We start from the raw sequence: 15,493 nt of genomic DNA, 5'->3' as shown, positions 1-15,493 counted from the left end.
GGCACGTGCCCACCACTCGTGCTCCCCGTGTGCCCGCTGAGGAACGGCTGTTCAGCCTGGTCCTGGCGCTCCTGTCGACGGAGTCCGGGCTGACGAAGTCCGAGATCCTGGCGAACGTCCAGGGCTACCGACAGCGCTACAGCACCGGCGGGGACAACGCCTCGCTCGAGCGTCAGTTCGAGCGGGACAAGGACGACGTCCGCGAACTCGGCATCCCGCTCGAGACCATCGAGACGCCGGGCGCCGCGGGCAACAACCAAACGCTGCGGTACCGGATCCCGAAGGGCGAGTACGACCTGCCGCTCGACGTCCGGTTCACCCCGGACGAGTCCGCACTGCTCTCCCTCGCTGCGATGGCGTGGCGTGAGGGTGCGCTCTCCGCCGACTCCCGCCGCGGGCTGCTCAAGGTCCGCTCGGCCGGGTCGGACGACGACGGGTCGGACCACGACGCGGGCGACGGTGCCGCCGCCATCGGTGCCTACGCGCCGCGTCTGCGCACCCGTGACGCCGCCTTCGAGCCGCTGCGCTCGGCCCTCGACCGTGCGGCCGCCGTGCGGTTCTCGTACATCACGCCCGGGCACCACGAGGCCCGGGTCCGCGAACTCGCCCCGCTGGCGCTCGTGCAGCACGGTGGCCGGTGGATGCTCGCGGCGCACGAGTTCGCGACCGACTCCGAGAAGAACTACCTGCTCGCCCGGATCGTCGGTCCGGTGACCCAGTACGAGGTCGGGCAGCACCCGGCGCCCGCCGACGCGGGGGAGCGGGCACTGGCCGGGCTCGACCGCGTCTGGGCGGAGCGCACCGCAACGGTGCACGTCGGCCCGGGCTCCGACGCCGAGCGCCGACTCACCCGACGCCGGGACACGACCTCGACGACCGAGGGCGAACTCGTGATCCACCACGTCGACCCGCAGATCCTGGCCGAGGAACTGGCCGCCTTCGGGCCCGAGGTCCGCGTCGTCGAACCCGAGGACCTGCGGCAGCGTGTGGTGGACCGGCTCCGGGTGCTCGTCGAGGACCACACCGGCGCGCCCGACCTCGGTGCCGCGGACGAGACCACGGGGAACGACGGAGCGACGCATGGCTGACGCGCAACCGCTGCAGGCACAGGACAAGCTCGCCTTCCTGCTGGCCCTGGTGCCGTACCTGATCGACCGGGAGCGCGTCTCGGTGTCCGAGGCCGCCCGGCACTTCGGTGTCCCGGAGTCCCGGATCCGTCGGGCCGTCGAGTTGATCGCGGTCTCCGGCGTCCCCGGCGAGACCATGCAGTACCAGCACGGCGACCTGTTCGACATCGCCTGGGACGACTTCGACCAGAACGACATGATCGTGCTGACGAACCTCGTGGCGATCGACGACGCCCCGCGGCTGTCCGCCCGCGAGGCCTCGGCGCTCATCGCCGGCCTGCAGTACCTCTCGGCGCTGCCCGAGGCCGCCGACAAGGACGCGATCCGCGCCCTGATGGCGAAGCTGTCCCGCGGTGCCGGTGGCGCCTCGGGCAACGTCGCCGTCGGCCAGGACCTGCACGACGCCGCCCTGACCGTCATCCGCGAGGCCATGTCCGGTCGCCGCGGCCTGCGGTTCGACTACGCCGGCCCGCGGACGCAGGGCAGCACCCGCCGGGTCGACCCGCTGCGGGTGGAGTCGATCGACGCGGACTGGTACCTCCGCGCCTGGGACCTCGACCGCGCCGCCGTCCGGACGTTCCGACTCGACCGGATGTCCGGCGTGCGCGTCGACGACCGGTCCGCGGAACGCACGCTCGACGACGTCGTGCTGCCGGACACGCTGTTCCAGCAGAGTGCCCAGGACGTCATCGTGACCGTGGAGCTCGACGGCTCGTCGCTGCCGCTGGTCGCCGACTTCCTGGCCGACACCGCGGACGCCCCCGACGGCGGCGGACGGGTGCGCATCCGGCTCGCCGCGTCCGCCGGCTTCGACGGGGTCGTGCGCCTGGTGGCCGGGCTGCCGGGCCGGGCCGTGGTGCTCGACCCGCCGGCGGCCCGCCAGGCCGTGCACGACTTCGCCGCGGCCGCGCTCGACATCCACTGACGGAGCGCTGCCGTAGGATCGGGGCATGGCTTCGACGACCGCGAGCGGGCGAGGGAAGCGGCAAGGGCGCCGTCCCAAGGAGCCCGAAGGCCGCATGTCCCTCGGTCAGCACCTGATCGAGCTGCGCAACCGTCTGTTCAAGGCGGTCATCGCGGTCCTCGTCGGCGCGATCGGCGGCTGGTTCCTCACGCCGTTCGTGCTCGACTCGCTCCGGTCCCCGGTGACGCAGCTCGCCCGGGTCGGCGGTCACACGGCCGAACTCAACTTCCCGATGATCACCGGTGCGTTCGACCTGCGGTTGCAGATCGCGATCACGATCGGTGTCGTCATCGCCAGTCCGGTGTGGCTCTACCAGATCTGGGCGTTCATCGTCCCGGCCCTGGTCCGGCGTGAGAAGCAGTACGTCTGGGGCTTCCTCGGCACCGCGATCCCGCTGTTCTTCGCCGGGTGCGCGTTCGGCTGGTACGTCCTGCCGCACGTGGTCGGGATCCTCGGCAGCTTCGTCTCCGCCCAGGACACCTCGATCGTCGACGCGAAGGCCTACTACGACTTCGTCATCAAGCTCATCGTCGCGGTCGGCATCGCCTTCGTGCTGCCGGTGTTCCTGGTGCTGCTGAACTTCGTCGGCGTGCTGTCGGCGGCGGCGATCATCCGCTCGTGGCGCGTCGCGATCGTGCTCATCCTGATCTTCACCGCCCTGGTGACCCCGTCGGCGGACATCCTGTCGATGTTCATCCTGGCGATCCCGATGGTCGTGCTGTACTTCGCGGCCTGCCTGGTCACGTGGATCCACGACCGCCGTGTGGCGAAGCGCCAGGCGAAGCTCGACGAGGAGTACGGCCTGTGACCGAGACGAGCCTCAGCCCCGCCGAGCGGTTCGCCGCCGCGAAGGTCCGCTCACGCTCGCGGAACCTCGAGCTGTTCCGGACCGACCTGCGCTTCGACCTCGACCCGTTCCAGTTCGCGGCCTGCGACTCCGTCGACCAGGGCCGGAGCGTCCTGGTGGCCGCGCCGACCGGCGCCGGCAAGACGATCATCGCCGAGTTCGCGATCTGGTTGGCGATGCGGCAGCCGACCGCGAAGGTGTTCTACACGACGCCGATGAAGGCGCTGAGCAACCAGAAGTACGCCGAGCTCGTGCAGGCCTACGGCGAGACCGAGGTCGGGCTGCTCACCGGCGACACGAACGTCAACCCGCGGGCCCGCGTCGTCGTGATGACGACCGAGGTCCTGCGGAACATGATCTACGCCGACTCGGACCTGCTCGACGACCTGGCCTGGGTCGTCCTCGACGAGGTGCACTACCTTGCCGACCGGTTCCGCGGGGCGGTCTGGGAAGAGGTCATCCTGCACCTGCCGACCGAGGTCCGGCTGGTCTCCCTGTCGGCCACGGTCAGCAACGCCGAGGAGTTCGGCGACTGGCTGCAGACCGTCCGCGGCGACACCGACGTCATCGTGTCCGAGGACCGTCCGGTGCCACTCGACCAGCACGTCCTCGTCGGCAACAAGATGGTCGACCTGTTCGACTCGTCGGGTGCGGCGGCGACCAACCGGGTCAACCCGGAGCTGCTCCGTCTGGTGGGCAGTGCCTCCCGGGGGTCCGGCGGTCCCCGCGGCCGACGCGGTCGCGGCGGGTTCCCCGAGCGTCGCGGCCCGCGCACCGAGAAGGTGCACCGCGAGCAGATCGCGAAGATGCTCGACGAGCGCATGCTGCTGCCGGCGATCTTCTTCGTGTTCAGCCGCAACGGTTGCGACCAGGGCGTCCGGCACGTCGTGCGCTCCGGGCTGTCCCTGACGACGGCCGACGAGCGTCGGGAGATCCGCGAGACGGCCGAGTACCACTGCCGCACGCTGCTCGACGAGGACCTGGCCGTGCTCGGCTACTGGGAGTGGCTCGAGGGCCTCGAACGCGGCGTCGCCGCGCACCACGCCGGCCTGCTGCCCGCCTTCAAGGAGGTGGTCGAGGACCTGTTCCAGCGCAAGCTCGTGAAGGTCGTGTTCGCCACCGAGACCCTGGCGCTCGGCGTGAACATGCCGGCGCGCACCGTCGTGCTCGAGAAGCTCGAGAAGTTCAACGGCGAGGCACGGGTGCCGATCACGCCGGGGGAGTACACCCAGCTCACCGGCCGTGCGGGTCGCCGTGGCATCGACGTCGAGGGCCACTCGGTCGTGCAGTGGACGGACGGGCTCGAGCCGCAGGCGGTGGCCTCGCTCGCGAGTCGTCGGACGTACCCGCTCAACTCGTCGTTCAAGCCGACGTACAACATGGCGGTCAACCTCATCGAGCAGTTCGGCCGCGACCGGACGCGCGAGGTCCTCGAGACCTCGTTCGCGCAGTTCCAGGCGGACCGCTCGGTCGTCGACCTGGCCCGCAAGGTCCGCTCGCAGCAAGAGTCGCTCGACGGGTACCAGGACGCCATGCAGTGCCACCTCGGCGACTTCACCGAGTACGCGGCGCTCCGCCGACGTCTCTCGGACCTCGAGCGCACGAACGTCCCCGGCGGTCGGGAGGCGTCGCACGGCGCCCGTCAGGAGCGCCAGGCCGCGATCAGCGAGGTCCGACGCCAGCTCCAGCGCCACCCCTGCCACGCCTGCCCGGACCGCGAGGCCCATGCCCGGTGGGCCGAGCGCTGGTACAAGCTCAAGCGCACCAACGACAAGCTCGTGCAGCAGATCCGCTCGCGCACGGGAGCGGTCGCGACGACGTTCGACCGGGTCACCGACGTGCTGCTGGCGCTCGGGTACCTGGTGCAGGACGCGCAGGGTGACGTCACGGTGGCCGCCGGTGGTCGGCGCCTGCAGCGCATCTACGGCGACCGCGACCTGCTGGTCGCCGAGTGCCTGGAGGCCGGGGTCTGGAAGGACCTCACGCCCGCGCAGCTGGCCGGCATGGCAGCGACGATCGTCTACCAGCCGCGTCGTGAGGACGCGCCCGGCACCGAGCACGCCGTCCCGCGTGGCGCGTTCCGTCCGGCGCTCGACGAGACGCTGACGATCTGGTCGCGCCTGGACGACGTCGAGCGCGACGCCCGACTGGCGGGCTCCGAGCCGCCGACCCCGGCCATCGCACTCGGCATGTTCCGCTGGGCGTCCGGTTCAGCGCTCGACGACGTCCTGCGCTCGCTCGACCTGGCCGCCGGTGACTTCGTCCGCTGGTCGAAGCAGGTCATCGACCTCCTCGACCAGATCCGCAACGCCGGCGACCCCGACCTGGCGCAGGTCGCACGTCGTGCCACCGACGCGGTCCGCCGCGGCATCGTCGCGTACGCGACGGTCTGACGGGAGGCCCGGTGACGGTCCTCGGGACAGCCGTGCGCCCGACGCGGGCGGGCGTCCGGCATGCGCACGGGCCGTCGACGCCGGACGTGCCGGGTACGGCACCCGTCTTCGCCGCGCTGCCGCTCGGACAGTCGGTGCCCCTCTCGGTGATCGGTGGCCTGCTCTTCGCCCTGTCGTTCCCGTCGCCCGGCTGGTGGTTCCTGGCCTACCCCGCCGTTGCTTGCCTGCTGCTCGCGGCGATGGGGCAGCGTGCCCGTCGGGCGTCCTGGCTCGGCCTGCTCGCCGGTGCCGTGTTCTGGGTGCCGGCGATCTCCTGGGCCGGGCGGTACCTCGGCCCGGTGCCGTGGTTCGCGCTGGCGTTGCTCGAGGCGGCCCTCTTCGCCCTCGGCACGGTCGCGATCGCACTGGCGTACCGGTGGGTCCCGCGGGTGGTGACCTCGACCGCCGGGCGGGTGTGGGGCCTCCCGGCCGTGGTGGCCGCACTGTGGACCGGACGCGAGTGGTTCTCCGGCAGCTGGCCCTACGGCGGGTTCGCCTGGGGTCGGGTGGGCCTGTCGCAGTCGCAGGGTCCCTTCACGCACCTCGCCGCGTACGTCGGCGTGCTCGGGCTGAGCTTCGTCGTCGTGTACTGCGTCGCCGTGGTGGTGTCGCTCGGGCTGGTCAGCGGTGTCCGGCTGCCGATCCGCATCGCGACCGCCGGACTGCTCGTGTCCGCGGTGCTCGCCGTACCCGCGTGGCCGACCGCGGTCCACGGCACCGTCCGGATCGAGTCCGTGCAGGGCAACGGTCCGGCGGGCTACTTCGACCGCGCGCAGCCGGGTGACGTCCTGCGCTCCCAGGTCGCCGCGACCGACGTCGAAGCCCGCGGGGTGGACCTGGTGGTCTGGCCCGAGGCGGGCGCCGAGTACGACCCACGCCGTGAGCCGGTCATCGCCGGAGCGCTCGACGCGGTCGTGCAGAGCGTCGGCGCGCCGATCGTCGCCGGAGCCGTGACGCAGACCTCGTCGGGCGTGCTGCACAACACCTCGTTCGTCTGGGGTGCGGACGGCTGGCAGGCCTCCTACGACAAGAAGCGCCCGGTGCCGTTCGGTGAGTACGTGCCGGACCGCTGGTTCTACTCGAAGCTCGCGCCGTCGCTGATCGGTCTGCTGCAGCGCGACTACACGCCGGGGACGAAGCCGAACGTGCTGCCGGTCGCGGGCATCCGGGCGGGCGTGATGATCTGCTTCGACGTCGTCGACGACGGGCTGACCGCCGACCTGGCCCGTGGGGGAGCGCAGGTGATCCTGGCGCAGACGAACAACGCGGACTTCGACGGCACCGACGAGAACCTGCAGCAGCTCGAGATCGCGCGGATGCGGGCGGTCGAGACCGGACGCTCGCTCGTCAACATCTCCACCGTCGGGGCGTCCCAGGTGATCGAGCCGGACGGTCGCACCATCGACCGGGTGCCCGCGTACACGGCGACCTCGATGGTGACCGACGTTCCGCTCGGCACCTCGACGACGCCCGCCACCGTGGCGTCCGGGGACGTCACCCTGGTGCTGTCGCTCGGCGGGCTGCTCGTGCTGCTGGCCTGCGCTCCCTGGCGTCGACGGCACCGCTGACGCCGTCCTGCGGGTGCCGATCGGACCCCGCGCACTGGGAAGGGACTGTGAATGCAGCCCCACCGGAACGAAACCCGGGTGGTGTGGGTTGGACCGGGGGAACGAGCGAGAGGAGTCGGACATGGCTGATCGGAGTCTCCGAGGCATGCGGCTCGGGAGCCAGAGCCTCCAGAGCGAGGACGGTGTCGAGCTCTCCGAGCGGAAGCGCGCCGTCTACCAGGCGGCATCGGGGGAGACCTTCGACGTGGTGTTCTCCGCCGACGCCGAGGTCCCGCAGGTGTGGTCGGACCCACGGAGCGGTTGGGAGGGGCGTCTCCTCGGCGAGGACGGCAAGCCCGTTGAGATCGCTGCCGAGGATGTCAAGGCACCACGTACCCACTGGGACATGCTGCTCGAGCGGCGCTCCCGGGAAGAGCTCGAGGAACTGCTGGAGGAACGTCTCCAGGTCCTCCGGGCCCGTCGCGGCGCCTAGCCGCAACAGACGAGAACGGCCCGCTCCCCAGCAGGGGAGCGGGCCGTCGTCGTGTCCGACGTCAGTCGGTTCAGTCGCGAGCGGGGTCTGTGCCGAATGCGGCGTCGGCTTCGCTCTCGGCGGCCGAGAGTCGTTCACCCATGCTGCGGTCCGACTGGGCCAGGCGGTCGTCGAGCTCCGACGGCGGCACGATGTCCGCGACGGAGGCGTCGGCCGCGGGGGAGCCGGAGCTTCCGGCGCCGTCCCGTGCCTGGGTGTTGGCGAGGCTCTCGTCGGCGAGCTTCGAGATCCGCGACAGGAAGTCCGATCCGGCAGCGCCACCGGCCGCCGACCCACCGGAACCGGTCCGCTGGGCACTGAAGCCCTTCGCGATGCCGGACAGCGCCTCGGTGAACTCGCTCGGGATCATCCAGAGCTTGTTCGAGTTGCCCTCGGCGATCTTTGGGAGCATCTGCAGGTACTGGTAGGACAGCAGCTTCTCGTCCGGGTCGCCCTGGTGGATGGCGTCGAACACGGTCGCGATGGCCTGCGCTTCACCCTCGGCCCGGAGGACCTGGGCCTTCGCGTCACCCTCAGCACCGAGGATCGCCGCCTGTCGCTGGCCCTCGGCCTCGAGGATCTGGGACTGCTTCGTGCCCTCGGCCTGCAGGATCGCCGCACGACGGTTCCGCTCGGCGCGCAGCTGCTGCTCCATCGCGTCGACGATCGACACGGGCGGCTCGATGGCCTTGAGCTCGACTCGGCCGACGCGGATGCCCCACTTGCCGGTCGCCTCGTCGAGGACGACGCGGAGCTGGCCGTTGATGTTGTCGCGGCTGGTCAGTGCCTCTTCGAGGTTCAGGCCACCGACGACGTTGCGGAGCGTGGTGGTCGTGAGCTGCTCGACGGCGCCGAGGTAGTTCGCGATCTCGTAGGTGGCGGCGCGGGCGTCGGTGACCTGGAAGTAGACGACCGTGTCGATCGAGACGACCAGGTTGTCCTCGGTGATGACGGGCTGCGGCGGGAACGAGACGACCTGTTCACGCATGTCGATGAGCGGCCGGAGCCGGTCGATGAACGGCACCAGCAGGTTTAACCCCGGAGTGAGGGTCTTGTGGTACTTGCCGAGTCGTTCGACCACGCCGGCGGTGGCCTGGGGGACGATGCGGATGGCCTTCGCGAGGACCGTGATCACGAAGATCACGATGACCACGATCAGGACGATGAGCACGACCGTCCCGGTGGAGAGCGTCATTGGGCTGCCTTCTGTTCGATGCGGACGACGGCGGTGGAGCCTTCGATGGACTCGACGACCACGCGCGTGCCGAGGGGCGGCGTGCGGTCGACGGCGCCGGCGGTGAACCGGGCGCTCCAGGTCTCACCGTTGGCCAGGCGGACCTGACCGGGGGCGGAGGGTGTGAACGCGAGGGCGACCGTGCCGGCCATGCCGACCAGCCCCTCGACGCCGGTGCGGTGCGGGTCGGCACCGCGGTTCAGCGCCTGCAGCACACGAGGACGGACGACGGCGAGCAGCAGCAGTGCGAGCACCGCGGCGATGATCGCGCTGAGCCACCACGGGGCGCCGAGCAACGCGGCGATCAACCCGCCGGCGGCGCCGGCCGCGAGCATGAGGAAGATGAAGTCGAGGGTGAAGACCTCGACCACCCCCAACACGAGCACCAGCGCGATCCACACGATCACCTGGGTCCAATCCGAGACGTTCACGCGATCTCCCTCCCTTGCATCGCGCACGGCCTTCGCAGCATCGCGATGTCCGGTCCTGTTGCGTCCAACGTATCAGCGACCACTGATCGGCAGGTGGCACCGACCGGCTCGGGTGGTGGCGGGCGCACGCTTGCTAGGCTCGATGCCGCCCGGGACGACCAGGACCGGCGCCGCCCCACGACAGGAGACAGCACTGTGAGCAGCCCCCTCGCCCCCGGATCCCTCGAGGGCACGCGCGCCCTCGTCACCGGCTCCTCCCGCGGCATCGGCGCGGACACCGTCGGGTACCTGGCCGAGGCCGGCGCGAAGGTCGTCGTCAACTACCGCAACAAGGCCCGTCGTGCGGAGCAGATCGTCGAGAAGGTCGTCGCGGCCGGGGGAGCGGCCCTGGCCCTGCAGGCCGACCTCACCGACCACGACTCCGTGCAGGCCATGGTCGACGCGGTCGTCGCCGAGTGGGGCGGCATCGACCTGCTCGTGCTCAACGCCTCCGGCGGCATGGAGTCCGGGATGGGCGAGGACTACGCGCTCCGCCTGAACCGTGACGCCCAGGTCGACATGCTCCAGACCGCGGTGCCGCACATGCCCTCCGGCTCGCGCGTCGTCTTCGTCACGAGCCACCAGGCCCACTTCGTCGAGACCGCCGAGACCATGCCCGAGTACGTCCCGGTCGCGAAGAGCAAGCGCGCCGGCGAACTCGCCCTCCGCGAGCTCCTGCCCCAGCTCGAGGCGGCGGGCATCGAGTTCGTCACGGTCTCCGGCGACATGATCGAGGGCACCATCACCGCGACCCTGCTGAACCGCCTGAACCCCGGCGCGATCGAGGGCCGTCGGGACGCCGTCGGCAAGCTCTACAGCGTCTCCGAGTTCGCGGCCGAGATCGCCCTCGCCGCGGTCGAGCCGATCCCCGCCGACCACACCAAGCTCGTCGGCGACGTCAACTCCTTCACGGCCTGATCGAAGTGACCGCCGCACCCGGCCTGCGCCGGACCTCCCGCATCCTGCTGCTCGACCCCGAGGGGCGCGTGTTCCTCATGGACACGAACGCGCCGTCGTCCGACGGCGCGCACCGCTGGATCACGCCGGGCGGCGGCGTGGACCCGGGGGAGTCGCACCGTGAGGCCGCGATCCGCGAACTCCGCGAGGAGACCGGCATCGTCATCGAGGAACCCGGCGAGCCGGTCTGGTCGTGGGACTTCGCCGTCGAGTGGGACCAGGCCGACCACGACCGTGGGCACGCCGAGTTCTACGTGGTCCGGACGCCCGGCTTCGCCCTGTCCGACGCCGAGTGGACCGACGACGAGCGGGTCGACATCCTCGCGTCGCGCTGGTGGACGGCCGACGAGCTCGACGCCACCGACGAGCCCTTCGAACCGGCGGAACTGCCGGACCTGGTGCGTCGCCACCGCGACTGACCACGAGCCGGGAGGCGCGGTGCCAGGCCGCCACGGGCCTCCAGTCCGACGGTCCGTCCGGTGCCCGGTCCGTCCCTGCGAGCGACACGCCGTCGTCGGCGTAGCGTCGCGTCCATGACGTACAGCCAGCCGGATCCGGCAGAAGAGACCACGCAGGCAGAGCCCGAGCAGCCCGACACGGAGCAGTCCACCGTCGGCGAGCAGGGCGGGGAGCACGCAGCCCTCGAGATCGACAGCTCGGACGTCCCGACGACGTCGGACGACGCCTCGAACTGACGCTCGCACACCACGCCGGACGCCTGGTGACGGCACTCAGACGAGTGTCGACACCAGGCGTTCGACGCGTCCGCGGACGTCGTCGCGGATCGGGCGGACGTCCTCGAGGGGCAGGCCGGCCGGGTCGGTGAGTTCCCAGTCCTCGTAGCGCTTGCCGGGGAACACCGGGCAGGCGTCGCCGCAGCCCATCGTCACGACGACGTCGGCGTGCCGGACGGCGTCCGTGGTGAGGATCGCGGGGGTCTGGCCGACGATGTCGATGCCGACCTCCTGCATGGCGGCCACCGCGACCTGGTTCACCTGGTCGGCGGGTTCGGACCCGGCGGAGAACACGTCGACGCGGTCGCCGGCGATCGCGCGGAGGAACCCGGCTGCCATCTGCGAGCGGCCGGCGTTGTGCACGCAGACGAACAGGACGGCCGGACGGCGGGCGGGCTGTACTGGTGCGTCGCTCATGCGCCCATCCTGCCGGACCGGCGGTGGTCTCGGTCGGCGCGTGCCGCGTTCCTGGCGGGTGCCGCACAACAGAAGCTCGTCCGAACCGTGGCATCCCGTGGTTCCGGCAGGCTTCTGTTGGGCGCAGCCGTGCTGAACCGGGACGCCGGAGCGTCAGGCCGGGCTGGGCAGGGTCCGGCAGCCGTAGCGTGCGCCGCACAACAGATGCTCGTCCGAACCGCGGCTTCCCGTGGTTCCAGCAGGCTTCTGTTGGGCGCAGCCGTCGTGAACCGCCGCGCCGGAGCGTCAGGCCGTGCTGGGCGGGGTCCGGCAGCCCCGAGCTGTGCGCCGATAATGCATATTATGTCAGTCCGAGTTTGCGCGGAGCCGTGATCACACCGGCGCCCCGCCCCTCGATCAGTGCGCGTATTTGACATGCTAGATATCTACTGTCATCCTGTTCCGTGCCTTTCCGCTCACGTCTGTCAGGAGATCCCGTGTCCGAGCGCCCGCGACAGTTCCTCCTCCTCACCGCAACGGTGCGGCCGAACACCACGACGAAGCTCGCTGTCGTGAGCCCCGCGGTCCGACTCTCGCAGTACCGGTCTGCCCTGGCGAAGTGGGTCGAGACGGCGAAGGCCCTCCGAGCCGAGATCATCGTCGTCGAGACCAGCGGCGCTGATCGTGCCACCTTCATCGGCGAGTTGGACGATGCAGACCGTGCGCTCGCGCGATTCGTCAACTACTCGCCCTCGACCGAGGTGATCGCCCGTGGTATCGGCTACATCGAGTGGTCGGCGATCCGGCACGCTCTCGACCAGCTCAGGCTGCGCGAGGACGACACGGTGTACAAGGTGACGGGCCGTCTGGTGGTCACGAATCCGGAGCAGGTCTTCGGAGTGCTCCCGTCACGCACGGTGCGGTTGCGGACCCGCGTCGACGGCTCCCACTCGGACACGCGCGTCGTGGGCGGCACGGTCGGAACGTGGCGTTCCGTCCTGCTCCCCGCCGCGGACGACGTCGACTACGCCCGGCGCATCGAGATCGAGCACACGGTCGCTGCGCGTGTCCGTCTCGCCCGCACGCTCGGCGCAGTCGATGTCAGCAGCTTCCCTCGGCGACCACTGTACGCAGGCCAGTCCGGTACGAACGGGTCGACGTACTCGCCCTGGAAGACCTTCGCGCAGGGCGTGGTCGTCCGTCCGTTCGAACCGCTCGTCGCCTTCGCTGCTCGGTCGATCTCCCGCTGACCGGGCCAGAGCGCTCCGTCTCCCACCTCCCGCATCGGGACCGACGAGGCCGCACAGCAGTTGCGATGGGTGCAGGCGGAGATCGCTGCGCTCGACTCCCCCGACCGGGAATTCCGCGAGCTCTGCCTCCTGCAGGACCGGACCTACGACGGGGCCGCCGCGATCCTCGGCCTCTCCCCTGAGGTCACGCAGGAGCGCGACCAGTGAGACGGCCGGGAGGCCCGTGGCAACTCCGTCACGGGCCTCCCGGCCGTTCGACGGGACCACGTGTTAGGTTGTGCGCAACATGATTGCACGCAGCAGGATCACCAGCGCAGTCGGCGCCGCTCTCACCGCGCACGGCACGGCGGCCCTCGTCACCGAGCCGCTCGGTCAGCGCGCCAGCCGGATGGCGGAGCGCGGCTTCGCACCCGGCCTCCCGCACGCGGTCCTCGTCCCGCTGCTCGAGGTCGCCTCCGGCACGCTGCTCCCCCGCACCGGAGTGGTCGGCGCCGCTGCAGCCGCGGCTGCCACCGCTCTCGGTGCGGTCCGCGTCGGAGCGGACGTCGAGGACGGCACGGTCACCACCGGCACCGCTGCCGCGGTCGGCCTGACCCTCGCCGGGCTCGCCGCCGCCGTGCGCGGGACCCGTGGCCGCTCGCGCGCGGGCCTCCTCGCCGTGATCGGCACCGTCGTCGTGTTCGAGCTCGTCCGCCGCCACCGCGTGCTCCGGGCGCACTGACCCGGTCCACCTCCTTCCCGTCCCGCTCCCCCACCACCGAAAGGCACCTGAACCGATGTCCCGTCGCCGTTCCTCCCGCTCCTCCGTCCCCCGCACCGTCGTCCGCATCCTGCTCGGTGCGACGATGACCTGGGCCGGCATCAGCCACCTCACCGTCGCCCGCGAGGAGTTCCGCGCCCAGGTGCCGAAGTTCGTGCCGCTCGACCCCGACGTCACGGTCCTGGCCTCCGGCATCGCCGAGATCTCGCTCGGCGCCGCCCTCATGCTGCTCGTCCGTCGTCAGGCGACGGTCGGCTGGGTCGCTGCAGTGTTCTTCACGGCGATCTTCCCCGGCAACATCGCGCAGTGGATGCACCACCGCGACGGCTTCGGGCTGGACACCGACACCAAGCGCTTCGTCCGCCTGCTGTTCCAGCCGGTGCTCATCGCCGTCGCACTCTGGGCCACGAACGCGCTCCGCAAGCGCCGCTGAGCCGCCCCTCGCGGTGAGCTAGCCTCGTCCGCGATGACGACACGCACCCGGGTCACCCTCGGTCGCCGCGAGGACCTCGGCGCCGACTGCGCCAACTGCTTCGGCCTCTGCTGCGTCGCGTTGGCCTTCACCCGGTCGGTGGACTTCCCGGTGGACAAGGACGCCGGCGACCCCTGCGACAACCTCGACCCCACCGACGGGTGCACGATCCACCCGCGCCTGCGGGCCGAGGGCTTCCGGGGCTGCACGGTGTTCGACTGCTCGGGTGCCGGGCAGAAGGTGTCGCGGCACACGTTCGCCGGGCGGTCCTGACGGAACGACACTGCCACTCGAGACGCCATGTTCGCGGTCTTCCCCGTCGTCCGGCGGCTGCACGAGCTGCTCCGGTACCTGGACGAGGCGATCACCATCTCCGACGACGCCCGGGCAGCGGCGGCGCTGACGAACCGGTTCGACCGGGTCCGCGCCCTCAGCGACGCGGACCCGGACACGCTGCTGGCGGTGGACGTGGACGCGGAGTACGACGCCGCCCGGCCGCTCCTCCTCGATGCGAGTCGGGAGGCGCGCGCCCGGGACGCCCACACCCGTGACGCCCACACCCGGAACGCCGGTGCCCAGCACACCGGCCGCGTCCGTGCCACGACGAGCGACGACCGCCGCATCGGCCGTCTGCGTGTCGGCCCGGGCGCGGACCTGCTCGGCGCCGACCTGCAGCGGGCGGACCTTCGGCGTGCGAGCCTCCGCGGAGCGCTCCTCATCGGCGCCGACCTGACGGGTGCCGACCTCCGCCGGTGCGAGTGCATCGGCGCGGACCTCCGCGACGCGGACCTGTCCGGTGCCGACCTCCGGGGCGCGGTCTACCTGACCCAGATGCAGGTGAACGCGGCACGCGGCGACGCACGGACCCGCCTCGACGACGGGTTCCAGCGACCGTCCCACTGGGCGACCTGACCCGCACCACCGCAGACCGACGACGCACCGCGACCAGACCGACGGACGGGAGGCCCGTGGCGGATCCGCCACGGGCCTCCCGTCCGTCGTCGGCTCACGACCGCTCGTCGTCAGTAGTCGACGCGCCCGTGCCGGTTGTGGAACTCGCCGGTCGGCCCGTCCGGCCCGAGGAGCGCGAGCATGACGGTGGCATCCGTGCCCTCGGTCACCGTCTGGTGGCCGGAGTGCCCGTTGAAGTCCGTCGCGGTGTAGCCCGGGTCGCTGACGTTGACGCGGAAGCCCGGCAGGTTCTTGGCGTACTGCACGGTGAGGGTGATGACGGCGGCCTTCGACGCGGCGTACGGGATGCTCGGCACGGGGAACTCGTCGTGTCCCGGCGTGCTGAGGAACCGCGGCCAGCCGACGCCGGACGCGACGTTCACGATGACGGGGTTCTCGGAGGCACGGAGCAGCGGCAGCGCAGCCTGGGTGACCCGGACGATGCCGGTGACGTTGGCGTCGAGGACGGACGCCATCGCGTCGGCGGTGAGGTCGTCGACCCCGTGCGCGGTTCCGAGCACCCCGGCGTTGTTGACGAGGACGTCGAGCGCCGGGATCGACGCGACGGCCTCGTCGATGCTCGACTGGTCGGTGACGTCGAGTCGGACGACGGTGGCGCCGAGGGCACGCACCTCGACGGCGTCGTCCGGGTTGCGGACGCCGGCGTACACGGTGTGGCCGTCCTCGAGGAGTCGGCGGGCGGTCTCGAGTCCGAGGCTGCGGTTCGCCCCGGTGATGAGTGTGGTGGTCATGGGGACCATCGTGCTCGCTCTGCCCCGACTCCCCCAGGCCCCGGTCGACGTGCTGTCCGGTGGACCCT

At 71.3% G+C, this 15,493-nt stretch carries 19 protein-coding genes; 15 read left to right on the top strand and 4 right to left on the bottom strand.

From position 1 onward, the window contains the following. The first annotated feature begins 5 nt into the window (after window positions 1–5). The 6 genes from DEI97_RS09010 to DEI97_RS08985 all read left to right on the top strand — a co-directional run bounded on the left by DEI97_RS09010 (window position 6) and on the right by DEI97_RS08985 (window position 7,410). The gene (locus DEI97_RS09010) at window positions 6–1,088 is read left to right on the top strand and encodes a helix-turn-helix transcriptional regulator (RefSeq protein ID WP_111073482.1); all 1,083 of its coding nucleotides are present in this window, start codon (window positions 6–8) and stop codon (window positions 1,086–1,088) included. After that, the gene (locus DEI97_RS09005; protein WP_111073481.1) at window positions 1,081–2,052 is read left to right on the top strand and encodes a helix-turn-helix transcriptional regulator; all 972 of its coding nucleotides are present in this window, start codon (window positions 1,081–1,083) and stop codon (window positions 2,050–2,052) included. The genes DEI97_RS09010 and DEI97_RS09005 overlap by 8 nt, the downstream gene beginning before the upstream one ends. Before the next feature lie 94 nt (window positions 2,053–2,146). After that, window positions 2,147–2,899: a twin-arginine translocase subunit TatC gene (gene tatC / locus DEI97_RS09000; RefSeq protein ID WP_111073480.1), complete on the top strand. Its 753-nt coding sequence runs from the start codon at window positions 2,147–2,149 to the stop codon at window positions 2,897–2,899. After that, window positions 2,896–5,331, top strand: a complete 2,436-nt coding sequence (locus DEI97_RS08995) for a DEAD/DEAH box helicase (RefSeq protein ID WP_111073479.1) — start codon at window positions 2,896–2,898, stop codon at window positions 5,329–5,331. The genes tatC and DEI97_RS08995 overlap by 4 nt, the downstream gene beginning before the upstream one ends. Before the next feature lie 32 nt (window positions 5,332–5,363). Then, window positions 5,364–6,938: an apolipoprotein N-acyltransferase gene (gene lnt / locus DEI97_RS08990; RefSeq protein WP_258376614.1), complete on the top strand. Its 1,575-nt coding sequence runs from the start codon at window positions 5,364–5,366 to the stop codon at window positions 6,936–6,938. Between the two features lie 121 nt (window positions 6,939–7,059). Next, complete coding sequence (locus DEI97_RS08985) at window positions 7,060–7,410, top strand: RNA polymerase-binding protein RbpA (protein ID WP_111073696.1); 351 nt, start codon at window positions 7,060–7,062, stop codon at window positions 7,408–7,410. A gap of 70 nt (window positions 7,411–7,480) precedes the next feature. On the opposite strand, the gene DEI97_RS08980 is transcribed toward DEI97_RS08985, so the two are convergent. Together DEI97_RS08980 and DEI97_RS08975 are read right to left on the bottom strand one after the other, a co-directional pair. Then, on the bottom strand, window positions 7,481–8,644 hold the full coding sequence (locus tag DEI97_RS08980; RefSeq protein ID WP_111073478.1) for an SPFH domain-containing protein: 1,164 nt from the start codon (window positions 8,642–8,644) through the stop codon (window positions 7,481–7,483). Beyond that, window positions 8,641–9,114 carry an NfeD family protein gene (locus tag DEI97_RS08975; RefSeq protein WP_111073477.1) on the bottom strand — a complete coding sequence of 158 codons (474 nt, stop codon included), beginning with the start codon at window positions 9,112–9,114 and terminating at the stop codon, window positions 8,641–8,643. Before DEI97_RS08975 ends, DEI97_RS08980 begins: the two co-directional genes overlap by 4 nt. Before the next feature lie 195 nt (window positions 9,115–9,309). Between DEI97_RS08975 and DEI97_RS08970 the strand changes: the two genes are divergently transcribed. The 3 genes from DEI97_RS08970 (at window position 9,310) to DEI97_RS08960 (ending at window position 10,805) form a co-directional block, all read left to right on the top strand. After that, complete coding sequence (locus tag DEI97_RS08970) at window positions 9,310–10,071, top strand: SDR family oxidoreductase (protein ID WP_111073476.1); 762 nt, start codon at window positions 9,310–9,312, stop codon at window positions 10,069–10,071. A 5-nt stretch (window positions 10,072–10,076) separates the two neighbouring features. After that, the gene (locus DEI97_RS08965) at window positions 10,077–10,529 is read left to right on the top strand and encodes an NUDIX hydrolase (protein WP_111073475.1); all 453 of its coding nucleotides are present in this window, start codon (window positions 10,077–10,079) and stop codon (window positions 10,527–10,529) included. Between the two features lie 114 nt (window positions 10,530–10,643). Continuing rightward, window positions 10,644–10,805 (top strand): hypothetical protein, encoded by a 162-nt coding sequence (locus tag DEI97_RS08960; RefSeq protein WP_181439118.1) that lies wholly within the window; start codon window positions 10,644–10,646, stop codon window positions 10,803–10,805. A 36-nt stretch (window positions 10,806–10,841) separates the two neighbouring features. Here the strand turns inward: DEI97_RS08960 and DEI97_RS08955 are convergent, their stop codons facing one another. Further along, window positions 10,842–11,261, bottom strand: coding sequence for an arsenate reductase ArsC (locus DEI97_RS08955; protein WP_111073474.1), 420 nt, complete (start codon window positions 11,259–11,261; stop codon window positions 10,842–10,844). Between the two features lie 476 nt (window positions 11,262–11,737). Here DEI97_RS08955 and DEI97_RS08950 point away from each other — a divergent pair, with 476 nt between their 5' ends. The 6 genes from DEI97_RS08950 (at window position 11,738) to DEI97_RS08930 (ending at window position 14,634) form a co-directional block, all read left to right on the top strand. Next, window positions 11,738–12,490: a hypothetical protein gene (locus tag DEI97_RS08950; protein WP_111073473.1), complete on the top strand. Its 753-nt coding sequence runs from the start codon at window positions 11,738–11,740 to the stop codon at window positions 12,488–12,490. A 60-nt stretch (window positions 12,491–12,550) separates the two neighbouring features. Then, the gene (locus DEI97_RS08945; RefSeq protein WP_181439117.1) at window positions 12,551–12,697 is read left to right on the top strand and encodes a hypothetical protein; all 147 of its coding nucleotides are present in this window, start codon (window positions 12,551–12,553) and stop codon (window positions 12,695–12,697) included. A gap of 79 nt (window positions 12,698–12,776) precedes the next feature. Beyond that, window positions 12,777–13,211 (top strand): hypothetical protein, encoded by a 435-nt coding sequence (locus tag DEI97_RS08940; protein WP_146248046.1) that lies wholly within the window; start codon window positions 12,777–12,779, stop codon window positions 13,209–13,211. 55 nt (window positions 13,212–13,266) lie between these two features. Beyond that, window positions 13,267–13,683, top strand: a complete 417-nt coding sequence (locus tag DEI97_RS08935; protein ID WP_111073471.1) for a DoxX family protein — start codon at window positions 13,267–13,269, stop codon at window positions 13,681–13,683. Window positions 13,684–13,716: 33 nt separating this feature from the next. Further along, a complete protein-coding gene (locus DEI97_RS17725) occupies window positions 13,717–13,995 on the top strand; it encodes a hypothetical protein (protein WP_349814957.1) in 279 nt (92 codons plus the stop codon). A 27-nt stretch (window positions 13,996–14,022) separates the two neighbouring features. After that, a complete protein-coding gene (locus DEI97_RS08930) occupies window positions 14,023–14,634 on the top strand; it encodes a pentapeptide repeat-containing protein (protein ID WP_349814956.1) in 612 nt (203 codons plus the stop codon). A gap of 110 nt (window positions 14,635–14,744) precedes the next feature. On the opposite strand, the gene DEI97_RS08925 is transcribed toward DEI97_RS08930, so the two are convergent. Next, a complete protein-coding gene (locus DEI97_RS08925) occupies window positions 14,745–15,425 on the bottom strand; it encodes an SDR family NAD(P)-dependent oxidoreductase (protein ID WP_111073470.1) in 681 nt (226 codons plus the stop codon). Window positions 15,426–15,493 lie beyond the last annotated feature (68 nt).

Origin of the sequence: Curtobacterium sp. MCLR17_032, from assembly GCF_003234795.2 — a bacterium.
Taxonomy (GTDB): domain Bacteria; phylum Actinomycetota; class Actinomycetes; order Actinomycetales; family Microbacteriaceae; genus Curtobacterium.
The sequence above is the reverse complement of the archived record's forward strand: the minus strand, read 5'-3'. Positions and strand labels throughout refer to the sequence as shown.